The following is a 13,650-nucleotide window of genomic DNA, read 5'->3' as shown; positions in this document are numbered from 1 at the left end:
GTGTTCCTATATGTCCCGAACCTATTTACATCCTGCACATTGCGGACGCTTCAATGTTTCACCAAGCCTCTGCCCTGTCGGCGTCGCCGCGCATCCGCCGAGCGCCGTCTCCCGAAGTTCCATCGGCAGACTTCTTCCGACATGATGCATCATCGACGCCATCTCATCAAACGGGATCGGATGACAGATTCCCGAAAGCGCCAATTCCGCACAGGTCAGCGCATTTGCCGCTCCCATTGCATTCCGGCTCTGACACGGAGATTCCACCAGTCCCGCGATCGGATCGCAGACGAGCCCCAGAAGATTGGAAAGTGCAAGAGAAGCCGCTTCCAGACACATCTTCGGACTTCCTCCCATCAATTCCACAGCCGCGGCTGCCGCCATCGCGGACGCGGAACCGATCTCCGCCTGACAGCCGGCTTCCGCTCCGGACACGGAGCTGTTCAGCATCAGTAGACATCCAACCGCACCGGCGCAGAGCAGTCCTTTTTCCAATTCCGCCTCAGACAGCCCCCGTTCTTCCTGCAACGCAAACAACACCCCCGGAACGACCCCCGAAGAGCCGGCCGTCGGAGCGGCTACGATCGTTCCCATCGAAGCATTGACCTCCAACACTGCCATACTGTAACGGATCGCCTTTCCGAGCAGCGTATCCACTGCGCATCCGGCGCTCTCCGCATGCGCCGCCAGACGTTTCGCTTCTCCTCCGATCAGTCCGCCCATTGATTTTTGTGGATGCAGAAGCGGTCCGTGAGCGGAATTTTTCATGATCTCCAACGCTTTTTTCAATCGTGCATCGACGATCTCTTTGCTCTGTTCCGTATTGTCTGTTTCCCGTCTTTTCATCACTCCGGAAATCGGAAGTCCGGAGTCCTCACATCTCGCAAGTAATTCTTCCCCTGTTAAAAAATCCATTTGTTTTTCCTGCCTTTCACATTTGGATCAACATCAGATCCTGTATATTCGGACTGGACTTGATATCTTCCAGTATTTCATCCGGGATCCACTCGTCCGACTCGATCACGGTATACGCTGTCGTTCCCTTTTTCTCCCGGAATAATCTCATAAATGCAATGTTCACATTATATGCGCTCAGACATGAAGAAATATGCGTGATCACGCCCGGCACATCCCTCTGCGCGCAGATCAACGTACTGTATTCCCCGGTAAACGCTACCTCGATCTGGTTGATCCGCACGATCTGCATTTTTCCGCCGCCGATCGATTCTCCGCGAACCAGCAATGTGTATCCGTCCGGATCCTCCAGCAAAATATCCGCGGTATTCGGATGTACGGTCGCCGTCTTTTCATCCGCTATGAACTCATATGCGATCCCTCTTTCTTCTGCAATGGTAAACGCATCCCGGATCCGCGGGTCGTCGGTCTCAAACCCGAGCACGCCGCCGAGCAGAGCCCGGTCTGTTCCATGTCCCTGATACGTCTGCGCAAAAGATCCATACAACGTAAATACAGCTTTCTTGATCGGCCGCGCAAACATTTTCGACACAAACAGTCCGATCGACGCCGCTCCGGCTGTATGCGAACTGGATGGACCGATCATATTCGGACCGATCACGTCAAAAAGACTCAAAAATTTCATTCCTTGTTACCTCCGATACTTTTCTGGTACAAGCATAACACATTCTGTGCCAAATCATGTACTTTTTTCTGAAAATATGATATGCTTTCTACATTCTTGTTATAAAAAGAGGAGAGGAAAACAATCTTATGCTAAATGTCATCGAAACAATCAACAGTGCAGTCAATAACTTTGTCTGGGGCGTTCCGGCAATGATCTGTATCTTCGGCGTCGGTCTCTATCTGAGCATTCGCACCGGATTTTTGCAGATCCGCAAATTTCCCTACGCCATGCGGACAACCCTCGGACGAGTCTTCCGCAAACGGGAAGCATCAGACGGAGCTCTGACGCCGTTTCAGGCTGTCTGCACCGCGCTTGCAGCCACCGTCGGAACCGGCAACATCGCCGGAGTCGCAGGAGCGATCGCGATCGGCGGTCCCGGCGCGGTCTTCTGGATGTGGATTTCGGCGTTGCTCGGAATGTGCACCAAATTTGCCGAAGTCACGCTTGCCGTTCATTTCCGCGAGCGGAATACACACGGCGACCTTGTCGGCGGACCGATGTATTACATCAAAAACGGTTTGTCAAAAAAATGGCACTGGCTTGCCGTTTTATTTTCCATCTTCGGCGTCCTGACCGTATTCGGCACCGGAAATGCCACTCAGGTCAACACGATCACGACTGCGATCAATTCCGCGCTCCTGAATTTCCATATCATCGATCAGGATTCGGTCTCCACGAGCAATCTGATCCTCGGCATCCTGATCGCGGTCGTGGTGGGACTTGTCCTGCTTGGAGGGATCAAGCGGATCGGAAGCGTGACCGAAAAACTCGTTCCGTTCATGGCGCTCTTCTATATTATACTCGCTCTCGGCGTAGTCGTTATGAATTATCAAAGCATCCCTGCCGTATTTGCTTCCATCATTTCGGGAGCATTTCATCCGTCCGCCGTTACCGGCGGTGTTGTCGGCAGTATGTTCCTGAGTATGAAAAAAGGAGTGTCCCGCGGTATTTTCTCCAATGAGGCCGGACTCGGTACCGGTTCCATCGCCCATGCATGCGCCGACACAAAGAAACCGGTCAAACAGGGATTCTTCGGGATCTTCGAAGTCTTCATGGATACCATCGTCATCTGTACGCTGACTGCGCTGGTCGTACTTTGCAGCGGCGTGCCGATCCAGTACGGCGTGGATGCCGGAGCAGAACTGACGATCCAGGGATTCATCGCCACATACGGAAGCTGGGTTTCTTTATTTACAGCCGTTGCCATGTGCTGCTTCGCCTTTTCCACGATCATTGGCTGGGGACTGTACGGTGCACGGTGCATTGAATTTCTGTTCTCCGAAAAAGTCATCAAGCCGTTCATGGTCGTATATTCTCTTGTTGCGATCCTCGGAGCGACAGCCAACTTAGGGCTTCTCTGGAGCATCGCGGAAACGTTCAACGGACTGATGGCAATCCCGAACCTGATCGCAGTCTTCCTCTTGTCCGGTACGGTTGTAAAACTGGTGAAAGAATATTTTGCCGGGGAGGGGAAAAAGGGAAACTGAATTTTCTCCCCCCATCTAATCACCGGAAGTGCCAAAAGGCACATTCCGGGATTGTAAGCAGTCGCCAAGGTCTCGGGCAAGCCCGGACTTTGGCTCGTCGCCTATACAAAAAACCAGTCAATCATCTTCCACTCGATGATTGACTGGTTTTTTCACCCAATCCGCCATGCATTTTCTTCCAGTAGAACAGGTACGAGATCCCTCCCGGAATCCCGATCCATAAAAGCATCGCGATCAATGAGATCTCCTCCATTCGGTCACTTGTCAGAGAACAGACAACGTACAGAAGCGCCAGCGGCAAAGACAGGATCCCAAGGATCCGATGTGCCAGATTCCATGTCTCCTCGTCCCGGACAGTCCAAGGCAGTCTTAACCCCGTATGCCTTGTAAACGGAAGTTTCGGCGATACCATGCCCGCAAAGATCATCACACAGGCGACAAGAAACACTGCAAACATCTGCTCATGCTGCTCCGAAAAAGTTATCACATCCGAAGCCGTGAGCACTGCCAGCAAGATTCCCAGAACCAACACCACCGTATTAAAAACGGTTGTGATACGCAGCACGTTTAACCGCATATCCTCTGTCGTCACACTGGTCAGCAGTGTCAGATTACGGTACAGGATCACAACAGCCGTCAAAATACATACTCCGGATAAGAAAAGTGATACCGCCTCCTGCTTGATCGCAAGCGAAAGAAACATCGCGGCAAATGATAAAAACAAGATCAAGCCGCGCTTCTCCCCCGCCTGTTTCATCCGGTCTTCTTTGCGATGCAGCCCGGCAAGCTGTTCATTTACTCTGGCAAGTTCTTCTGTCAGATCTTCCATATCCGTCTGCTCCACCTCTGCACCGAGCAATTTACTGACCGGTACTTCCAAAAGCTTGGAAATCCCGATCAATGCTTCCGCGTCCGGCACCGATTTTCCCGTTTCCCTTAATTAAAGATATTGTTGGGTAAAAAAAGAAAGGTCAGTCGATTTTGCCGATGAAGCGGTAGTAGATTTCTACTTCCTGCTCACGACTTCCGTCCTCGCCCTTGACAGCTTCGTGGACGGTTATTTTTTCAATTAGAGTGTTCAGAAGTTCGGCGGTCAGCTCCACAGGGTTGACATACTGTTTCATTAGGGCAATCCACTTTTCAGCATCCGCTGCGGTCTGTACGGCGGCTTCCATCATTTCGTGAAGCTGTCTTATTTTTGTTTCAAGCTCCTTTTGCTCGTTCTGGTACTTCTCGGACAGCATATTGAAATTATACTCGGTTATGCGTCCGGCAGACCAGTCCTCATACATTTTAGCAAACAGCCCGTCAACCTCGGCTTTACGCTTTTCCGCCTTTTTCAGCTCCGCAGCCTGCTTTTTCTTCGCAGAGTTTCTTTCTCTGTCGCTGGCATTGAGCAGCCGTTTCAGCAGCTTGTCCTCGTCTTTCTGTGCCAACATAGACCAGTATTGCAGTCTTGCAAGCACATAGGCATACAGTACATCATAACGGATATAGTGCATGGAACACTGGCGTAATCCCTGTCCGTTCTTGCTGCAATGGTAGTACCCGTATGGGTTCTTATTCTGCTTGTTTTCCCCATAGGCTAAAGACCATCCGCAGTCTGCACATTTTATCAATCCTGCGAAAATCTGTGTTGTACCATTTCTGCGTTTCCTGCGTCTGCTTGCAATCAGCTCCTGAACTTTTTGGAACACTTCTTCGGAAATGATGGCTTCGTGGGTATTTTCCACACGATACCATTCTTCCTGCGGCTTCCGCACTTTTTTCTTGTTCTTGAATGAAATGTTGCTCTGCTTGTTGTGAACGCTGTGACCGATGTAAGTTTCCTCTTTCAAAATGCTCTTGACCTGTGCAATCGTCCACGCATAGGCTTTTTCTGCGGGCGCACCGGCGTAGATATTGGCGGAAAGTCCCATATCTTTCATAGTTCAGCCAGCCGGGGGTAGGTACTTTTTCTTCCACCAGAATCCGTGTAATGCTGGCGGCACCCCTCCCGTGTACGGCAAGGTCAAAAATCTTTTCTACAATCCAGCGTGTTTCCGGGTCGATCAGAAGATGACCTTTTTTGTCCGGGTCTTTTACATAGCCCAGCGGTGCATACGCTCCATAGTGTGCGCCATTGGCAAATCTTGTGTGCATGGCAGCCTTGACCTTTTTGCTGGTCTGTCGGGCGTGCATTTCATTCAGGATGTTTAAGAACGGTGCAAGCTCGCTTTCTCCGTTGATGGTGTCCACATTGTCATTGATGGCAATGTAGCGTACTCCCTTGCTGGGGAAATAGATTTCCGTGTACTGACCGGTCAGGATATAGTTTCTTCCCAGACGGGATAAGTCCTTTGTGACAACGCAGTTGATTTTCCCGTCCTCGATGTCATCAATCATCCTTTGGAAACTTGGACGCTCGAAATTTGTCCCACTCCATCCGTCGTCAATGTACTCGTCTACAACGGTCAGCCCATGCTCTGCGGCATACTGCCTAAGATCCGCAATCGAATCCGAATGCCAGTACCGGCGGACGAACATAATTCTGTTTTCCTTATCCAAAGTTTCAAGAAAACGGTCAATACTTCTTGCAATCTCGCCTGCGTTAAATTCATCCTCAACCGAGGTGGACGCAGGGAAACAGTTTTCTAGCTCGTCCAGAGCAACATCATAGCTACTGTTCCGTTTCGCTGCAGTATTTGCATGATACTTCTTGATGGCAAGATTACGAACAATGCGGCAGACATAACTCAGAAGCGGATTTGGTCTTTGAGGCGGTATTGTATTCCACGCTCCGAGATATGCGTCATTCACGCATTCTTCGGTATCCCGTACATCGTTCAATATATTGTTAGCAACCTTTGTGCATACAGAGCCATATTTCTGCGATAGTTCAATGATTGCCTGCTCTGAGCGCTCATAGAACAAATCAATTATTTTACTATCGTCCAATCTGCTCACCATCCTTTCTGCCTCACCTTTATTCTACGGATTCGGCAGCATTTATCTCATCCTTTTTGAAAATTATATCAGAAAAGTATGTCTTTTTCTACGGACAGCGAAAAGGCGCCGCTGTGGTAGCGACGCCTTTTGCTTACTCTCTATCTTTTATCAACAACAATTTTCCTTCCAAAACAGTAACCTTTGCTCTTCTGCCCGGGAGCACTTCATTGCTGATTCCATACTGGTATTCACAGGTAATCTCTGCATTTTCAAGTGGATACTTGGCATTCTCTATCGTGATGCCCTTGGCAGTGCCAGTAACATTCAAAAGTGAAAAGAACGCATAGGAATCCTCAATATAAGCAGGCTTATTTGAAATGATCTCCATTTCAGAATAATCGTCAATAATGATTCCTTTCTTACCAAGCGAATCCAGGTAGAGCAAAATCGACACATTGCCAAGTGTGTGGTCGAGCCTTGCTCCTACAACACCGATCAGCAGAAAATCATCAAAACCACGTTTCAGAGCTTCCTTGACTGCAAAAACGGTATCCGTATCATCCTTCTCGCAGGGAAGTACAATGGTCTCAATATCAAAATGTGGATTATCGTGGGAGTCAAAATCTCCCACGATAAGTCCGGGTATTACCTGAAGGGCATCCATATGTTTCAGTCCGCTGTCACAGAAGATAATGTAATCATCCTCACGAAGACAGTTTCTGATATATGAATAGTTGTTTATGTCAGCACCACCGACAATCACACATCGTTTCATTTTCTCACCTTACAGAATATCAATGTACTCTCCACTCAACGCCTTGTTCATACTTCTGACTGCACAGAATTTGCCACACATCGAGCAGCTGTCCTCGTGTTCAGGAGCACGGCTGTCACGGATGGCTTTCGCAGTTTCAGGATCAATGGAGCATTCCCACTGCTTTTCCCAATCAAAAGTTCTTCTGGCATCTGCCATTGCATCGTCAATGTCTCTTGCGTGAGGAACCTTCTTTGCAATATCCGCAGCGTGAGCTGCAATGCGCGATGCAATAATACCTTGCTTTACATCCTCTACATTCGGCAGAGCAAGATGTTCAGCGGGCGTTACATAGCAAAGGAAAGCAGCACCGCTTGCTGCAGCAATCGCTCCACCGATAGCTGAAGTGATGTGATCATAACCGGGTGCAATATCCGTAACAATAGGACCGAGCACATAGAACGGCGCACCCATACAGATGGTCTGCTGCATCTTCATATTGGCTTCAATCTGATCCATCGGTATATGTCCGGGACCTTCCACCATAACCTGAACATCTTTTTCCCATGCACGCTTGGTCAGCTCGCCAAGACGAACCAACTCTTCAATCTGACATACATCACTTCCGTCGGCAAGACAACCGGGACGGCAGGCGTCACCAAGCGAAATGGTCACATCATACTCACGGCAGATATCCAGGATCTCGTCAAAGTATTCGTAAAAGGGATTTTCTTCGCCCGTCATACTCATCCAAGCAAAAACCAGGGAGCCGCCGCGGGAAACAATATTCATTTTTCTCTTGTGCTTTTTGATCTGCTCAATGGTCTTACGGGTAATACCGCAGTGAAGGGTTACAAAATCAACACCATCTTCTGCGTGAAGACGAACCACATCAATGAAATCTTTTGCTGTAAGAGTTGCAAGGTCTCTCTGATAATGAATCACACTGTCATAAACTGGAACAGTACCGATCATTGCGGGACACTCACTTGTGAGCTTTCTGCGGAAAGGCTGCGTGTTACCATGGGAAGAAAGGTCCATAATGGCTTCAGCACCCATACCTACGGCTGCCATAACCTTTTGCATTTCGATATCGTAATCTTTACAGTCACGGGAAACACCGAGATTAACATTGATTTTAGTGCGGAGCATGGAGCCTACACCGTTTGGATCAATGCAGGTGTGGTTCTTGTTTGCACAGATAGCAACCTGTCCTTTTGCAACAAGTTCTCTGATTTCTTCTTCTGTTCTGTATTCCTTCTTTGCAACCGCCTTCATTTCAGGTGTAATAATGCCTTGTCTTGCGGCGTCCATTTGTGTTGTGTAATTTCTCATTGTTTTGATTCCTTTCAAGCAATTTTATTTGGTAAACTCACTATTTAGATGAAAAGCGTGATTCATAGGTCCTGAGCCTTGCCCTAAGTCAAGCATATCGGAAAGTGCGCCCGAAATATAATTCTTGGCTCTCTGTACGGAGGTTTCGAGATCATAGCCCTTTGCAAGATTCGATGCTATGGCTGATGACAGCGTACACCCCGTCCCATGGGTGTTGGGATTATCGATTCGTTTGCCATAGAACCATTTGAAATTTCCATTTGCGTATAGCAGATCATTTGCATCATGGATGTTATGACCGCCCTTGAGAAGCACGGCACATCCGTATGTATCGCCGATTTTCTTTGCCGCTTTTATCATATCTTCCTTATCAGAAACAGCCATTCCCGAAAGAATTTCCGCTTCCGGAATATTGGGCGTGACTACATCGGCAATGGGGAGTAGTTCATCCATCAACGTAGAGACCGCATCCGTCTTCATAAGTGATGAACCGCTGGTAGCCACCATCACAGGATCTACTACAATACTCTTTGCCTTATAAATCTTCAGTCTGTCGGCGATAACCTTGATAAGCTCCGCCGAAGATACCATACCGATCTTGACTGCATCAGGGAATATGTCCTCAAATATCGCATCAAGTTGATGCTTTAAAAATTCAGGTGTGGACTCCTGAATCGCTCTTACGCCGGTCGTGTTCTGTGCTGTCAGTGCTGTAATCGCACTCATGGCATAAACACCATTCATCGTCATTGTTTTCAAATCTGCTTGAATACCGGCGCCTCCACTGCAGTCGCTTCCTGCAATGGTCAATGCTGTTTTCATTTTCATAGAAATACTCCTTTCGTTTTTCAGCATCGTTTTGTATAGCGGCATAAGGTGGTGCCCCCAATCTGCCGCTTATTTCACTTAAATCAGAGCAAGCTCATGTGCTCTTGCTTTCAGTTCTTCTGTCGCCATCTTTGGATCATCTGCTTTCATAATGGCAGATACCACGCAAATTCCGGCAATAGGAATTCCGGTGAGAACATCAATGTTACCTTTATTGAGTCCGCCAATGGCATTCGCAGGAATGGGTACCGCATTACAAATATCACGAAGGGTATCCGTAGATGTCAGAACTGTCTTCACCTTGGTTGTGGTGGGATAGATTGCACCTACACCAAGATAGTCAGCACCCTGCTCGTAGGCTTCCTTTGCCCAAGGAACGGTTTTTGCGGTTGCGCCTACGATCTTATCGTCACCCATCAAGCGTCTTGCGGTTGCAACAGGCATATCCTCGGCCCCCACGTGAACCCCCTCGGCATCCATAGCAAGAGCTACATCTACACGGTCATCAATAATCAGCGGCACATTGTAACGCTTGGCAATGGCGTGTACCTTCTCGGCAAGTTCGATATACTCCCGTGTGCTTCTGTTTTTCTCACGGAGCTGAAGAAGGGTTACACCGCCTTTCAGAGCCTGCTCCACACGGCAGAGAAATTCTTCCTCGGTGTAGTTCGTGCTGTCAGTGATAAAATATAAACTTGGATCAAACTTTTTCATTCTCTTTCCCTCACACATACAGATAGTCATTCAGAACCGGCTGCAGACCTTCCTCTGCAATGTCCCTATACATCTTGTCAAGACTGCGGTTATCGTCAATCTCAAACTGCTCGTCGCCCTGTACTTCATCCGTTTCTTTTCCTGTATATTTACTTTCGTGATCACCAATACCGGTGGAAACACCCGCAGAAACCTTCGTTGCCGCAATCTTCACAATACCGTTTCTAAACTCAGCACTCTCACGGGAAGATACGGTAATACCTACATACGGCAGGAAGATACGGTATGCACAAAGCACCTGACAAAGCTGTTTTTCGTGAACATCCAAAGGGTTGATCTTGTCGTTATTGATGATCGGTCTGAGTCTTGGACAGGACAACGACATTTCAGCGTGAGGATATTTTCTCTGCAAATAGTAAACGTGCAATGCACTTGCGAGAGCATCCTTACGGAAGTCAGAGAGTCCAAGCAGAGCCGAAAATGCAACCCCTCTCATACCACCACGAAGCGCACGTTCCTGGGCATCGAAGCGGTAAGGCCATACACGCTTGTGACCGAGCAGATGAAGCTGCTCATATCGATCCGCATCGTAGGTTTCCTGAAACACCGTTACGTAGTCTGCACCGCATTCGTGAAGGTACTTGTATTCATCGGTATTGACAGGATAGATTTCAAGTCCTACCATACGGAAATACTTTCTTGCCAGCTTGCAGGCTTCACCGATATATTCCACGTTGCTCTGGCCTCTGCTCTCACCGGTAAGGATCAGGATTTCCTCCATACCGCTGTCGGCGATGACCTTCATCTCTTTTTCAATCTGCTCCATACTGAGCTTCATGCGGTTGATATGGTTGTAACAGTTAAAACCACAATAGACACAGTAATTCTCGCAGTAGTTGGCTATGTACAGGGGAGTGAACAGATACACGGTATTACCAAAATGCTTACTTGTTTCCAGTCTTGCACGCTGCGCCATCTGTTCAAGGAACGGTTCCGCTGCTGGAGAAAGGAGTGCCTTGAAATCTTCTATCGTACAGGTATCGTGTTCCAAAGCTGCTTTCACATCGGCTGCAGTATATTTTGAATAGTCGTAGGAGTTCATCTGCGCCATTACACTTGCACACACATCCGACTCAATCACTTCCATCCCCGGCAGATATTCCATGTGGCTTTTACGTGAGGACGGATTGTTTTCCAGCCGATGCTTTTTTGCAAGTGCTTCTGGAGACAGATGCTCCGAATCCACAAAAAATTGATTATCCATAGGCCACCTCTTAATCACGAAGGAAACCGGTCAGCGGATCGGAGGCGGATGCACCACGGGTCAGCACTCTGCCAAGGCCCGCAAGGTATGCCTTACGACCGGCTTCAATGGCATTCTTGAAAGCAGAAGCCATCATAGGAAGATCTCCTGCGGTTGCAAGTGCGGTGTTCGCCATAATAGCGGCGGCGCCCATTTCCATTGCTTCGCAAGCTTGGGACGGTCTTCCGATACCGGCATCTACAATGATAGGCAGGTCAATTTCGTCAATAAGAATCTGAATAAACTCTTTAGTTGCAAGACCTTTGTTAGAACCAATGGGAGAAGCCAGGGGCATAACACTTGCGGCACCGGCATTTACAAGGTCACGGGCCACGTTGAGGTCAGGATACATATACGGCATAACTACAAATCCCTCGTTTGCAAGGATCTCTGTCGCCTTGATGGTTTCCTGATTGTCAGGAAGCAGGTATTTAGAGTCACGCATAATTTCAATTTTTACGAAATTACCGCAGCCAAGCTCACGGGCAAGTCTCGCAATACGCACGGCTTCTTCTGCATTTCTCGCGCCACTGGTGTTCGGGAGCAGGGTAATTCCTTCGGGGATATAGTCAAGGATGCTTTCCTGTTCCTTGGTGTTTGCACGGCGAACGGCAAGTGTGATGATCTCTGCGCCAGCATCCTTCACCGCTGCTTCAATGAGCTTCATGGAGTATTTGCCGGATCCCAGAATAAAACGGGAGTTAAATTCGTGTCCGCCTATGATCAGTTTATCGTTGTTCATTTTTTATTCCTTCTTTCTTTGTTAATCAAGCATATCGATCAGGTCCCGGAGCGCTGTTTCAAATTTGGCCCCGTACCAATGATCTGCATCGCCCTGGGTATTGATGATGCATTTCACGGTATAATCCGCAGCAATTTTTGCAGCTTCAAACATACTCTTGTCGTTCATCAGTGCGCCGGTGAATGCGGACGCATAGATATCGCCGGTTCCGTGGCAGCCCTTTGAGATCTTGTCATGCTCATAGTAGCGCATCTCGCCGTTTTCATAGACGACAACACCAGTCTTTTCAGGAGCATAACCCACACCGGTCAGAACAATCGATTTTGCTCCAAACAGAGAGAGTTTTTCAAGTAGTACCTTGATATACGTTTCATCGTAGACTTCATGGTATTCCATGTCTGCCAGGAAGCAGGCTTCAGTAATATTGGGAAGAAGAATATCTGCAGAACCGCACAACTCCTTCATTGCTTCTACGTATTCACCATCAAATGCCGGATAGAGCTTACCGTTATCAGCCATCGCAGGATCCACCACGCGAACACAATCGGAAGTACCCATTGTACTCAGAATATCCTTTACATAGCCGATCTGTTTTGTGCTGCCAAGATAACCGGTGTAAATGGCACTGAACTTAATATTTTCCTTCTGCCAATGCTTCTGGATATTCGGCATATCATCCGTAAGATCACGGAAAGTAAAATCCTGAAATCCTGCAGTATGGGTAGAAAGGATCGCAGATGGCAAAATACAGGTTTCCATTCCGCACGCAGAAAGGATTGGCAGCGCAACGGTCAGCGAACACTGACCGACACATGAGATATCCTGAATCGTTAAAATTTTCTTGTAAGACATGATTTTCATTCTCCTTATATCAGTTAAACTTCATATTCTTCTGCTAAGATTCGCAAAACGATATGTGCCTGATGTGCGGCACAAAGCATCACACGGGAAGAGACAAGACCTATCCCGTCTTTCACATCGCTGACTTCATCACCGCACAAATAAAATTTGTTGGTCACTTTTCGCGTTTTGATCGTATTGGCACTGCCAAGTCCCGCCATCCCTGATGCCGCTACAAGATATTTCTTGGGCATCACCTCAAGAACAAGGTTTGTCAGCATTGCCTTGGCTTCAGCACCATCAAAAGCCTCACAGATGATATCGGCATCTTTGAGAAGCTCCACAGCACTATCCTCTGTGATACGAACGGTATGTGTTTCAATCACAACATACGGTGCAACCTCTTTCAGGTTCTCACACAACGCTTCCGTTTTATATATTCCAATCTGATCTGCTTTGTACTGCTGGCGGTGCAAATTGGAAATGTCCACATGGTCGAAGTCAATGAGGATCAGTTTTCCAATGCCGGCTCTGGCAAGTGAAACGGCAATATTGGAGCCAAGGCCACCAAGTCCACATATAGCAACTGTCGCTGCCGAAAACTTTTCCTGCAGCTCTTCGCCATGTCGTTCTTTTAGTGCCACGTCCCAAGCTTCTTTTGTCGGTATCAGATTAACCACCTCCCACAAAGCTAACGACCTCAACACTGTCACCATCCTCCAGAACGGTGTCAGGATACTGAGCCTTGGGAACAATATCACCGTTTCGTTCTACAGCGATCCGTTTGGGATCGTATTTCGTTGTTGCAAGATACTCTGCGATTGTCTTGCCTGCAACATCCAACTTTTCACCATTGATTTTCACCATACAAATCACCTCCATGACAATAAAAAAAGGAAGCTACCGATTTGGTAACTTCCTAAAACGTACTCTGTTATTCCTAATATCCTTGTATCAGGCATCCCTACGTTGGCATTATCCAAATCAGGTTCTCGGTCGAAGGTCACACCTTCCTCTCAGCCTGTTTACAAGCTCCCGTCTGTATAATTGTCGCTGACATTATACACCCATTATCCT

The 13,650-nt window shown here is 48.0% G+C and carries 13 protein-coding genes, 1 pseudogene and 1 riboswitch; of the genes and pseudogenes, 1 reads left to right on the top strand and 13 read right to left on the bottom strand.

The features are described from left to right. Positions 1-21: 21 nt before the first annotated feature. The gene (gene sdaAA / locus I2H87_RS00385; protein WP_009267449.1) at positions 22-915 is read right to left on the bottom strand and encodes an L-serine ammonia-lyase, iron-sulfur-dependent, subunit alpha; all 894 of its coding nucleotides are present in this window, start codon (positions 913-915) and stop codon (positions 22-24) included. 16 nt (positions 916-931) lie between these two features. Next, a complete protein-coding gene (gene sdaAB, locus I2H87_RS00380; RefSeq protein WP_022152476.1) occupies positions 932-1,600 on the bottom strand; it encodes an L-serine ammonia-lyase, iron-sulfur-dependent subunit beta in 669 nt (222 codons plus the stop codon). Positions 1,601-1,728: 128 nt separating this feature from the next. Between sdaAB and I2H87_RS00375 the strand changes: the two genes are divergently transcribed. Continuing rightward, complete coding sequence (locus tag I2H87_RS00375; RefSeq protein ID WP_195609069.1) at positions 1,729-3,129, top strand: alanine/glycine:cation symporter family protein; 1,401 nt, start codon at positions 1,729-1,731, stop codon at positions 3,127-3,129. Positions 3,130-3,250: 121 nt separating this feature from the next. Here I2H87_RS00375 and I2H87_RS00370 read toward each other — a convergent pair whose 3' ends face one another. The 11 genes and pseudogenes from I2H87_RS00370 to thiS all read right to left on the bottom strand — a co-directional run bounded on the left by I2H87_RS00370 (position 3,251) and on the right by thiS (position 13,440). Continuing rightward, positions 3,251-4,048, bottom strand: a complete 798-nt coding sequence (locus I2H87_RS00370) for an SdpI family protein (protein WP_022152474.1) — start codon at positions 4,046-4,048, stop codon at positions 3,251-3,253. A 52-nt stretch (positions 4,049-4,100) separates the two neighbouring features. Then, positions 4,101-6,078 (bottom strand): annotated as a pseudogene (locus I2H87_RS00365) (recombinase family protein). 130 nt (positions 6,079-6,208) lie between these two features. Beyond that, complete coding sequence (locus I2H87_RS00355) at positions 6,209-6,832, bottom strand: thiamine diphosphokinase (protein ID WP_009267454.1); 624 nt, start codon at positions 6,830-6,832, stop codon at positions 6,209-6,211. Positions 6,833-6,841: 9 nt separating this feature from the next. Further along, positions 6,842-8,146, bottom strand: a complete 1,305-nt coding sequence (thiC, locus tag I2H87_RS00350) for a phosphomethylpyrimidine synthase ThiC (RefSeq protein WP_009267455.1) — start codon at positions 8,144-8,146, stop codon at positions 6,842-6,844. 24 nt (positions 8,147-8,170) lie between these two features. After that, positions 8,171-8,968 (bottom strand): bifunctional hydroxymethylpyrimidine kinase/phosphomethylpyrimidine kinase, encoded by a 798-nt coding sequence (gene thiD, locus I2H87_RS00345; protein ID WP_044954796.1) that lies wholly within the window; start codon positions 8,966-8,968, stop codon positions 8,171-8,173. 84 nt (positions 8,969-9,052) lie between these two features. Further along, positions 9,053-9,688, bottom strand: coding sequence for a thiamine phosphate synthase (gene thiE / locus I2H87_RS00340; RefSeq protein ID WP_009267457.1), 636 nt, complete (start codon positions 9,686-9,688; stop codon positions 9,053-9,055). 10 nt (positions 9,689-9,698) lie between these two features. Further along, positions 9,699-10,952: a 2-iminoacetate synthase ThiH gene (thiH, locus tag I2H87_RS00335; protein ID WP_022036981.1), complete on the bottom strand. Its 1,254-nt coding sequence runs from the start codon at positions 10,950-10,952 to the stop codon at positions 9,699-9,701. Between the two features lie 10 nt (positions 10,953-10,962). Continuing rightward, positions 10,963-11,733, bottom strand: a complete 771-nt coding sequence (locus I2H87_RS00330) for a thiazole synthase (protein WP_022036980.1) — start codon at positions 11,731-11,733, stop codon at positions 10,963-10,965. Positions 11,734-11,754: 21 nt separating this feature from the next. After that, on the bottom strand, positions 11,755-12,585 hold the full coding sequence (locus I2H87_RS00325) for a pyridoxamine kinase (protein WP_117550572.1): 831 nt from the start codon (positions 12,583-12,585) through the stop codon (positions 11,755-11,757). Positions 12,586-12,608: 23 nt separating this feature from the next. Further along, positions 12,609-13,253 carry a thiamine biosynthesis protein ThiF gene (gene thiF / locus I2H87_RS00320; RefSeq protein WP_330611421.1) on the bottom strand — a complete coding sequence of 215 codons (645 nt, stop codon included), beginning with the start codon at positions 13,251-13,253 and terminating at the stop codon, positions 12,609-12,611. Beyond that, positions 13,246-13,440 (bottom strand): sulfur carrier protein ThiS, encoded by a 195-nt coding sequence (thiS, locus tag I2H87_RS00315; RefSeq protein ID WP_009267462.1) that lies wholly within the window; start codon positions 13,438-13,440, stop codon positions 13,246-13,248. The genes thiF and thiS overlap by 8 nt, the downstream gene beginning before the upstream one ends. 76 nt (positions 13,441-13,516) lie before the next feature. After that, a riboswitch (TPP riboswitch) is annotated at positions 13,517-13,620 on the bottom strand. Positions 13,621-13,650 lie beyond the last annotated feature (30 nt).

Origin of the sequence: Mediterraneibacter glycyrrhizinilyticus, from assembly GCF_015560805.1 — a bacterium.
Classification (GTDB): Bacteria; Bacillota; Clostridia; order Lachnospirales; family Lachnospiraceae; genus Schaedlerella; species Schaedlerella glycyrrhizinilytica_A.
The sequence above is the reverse complement of the archived record's forward strand: the minus strand, read 5'-3'. Positions and strand labels throughout refer to the sequence as shown.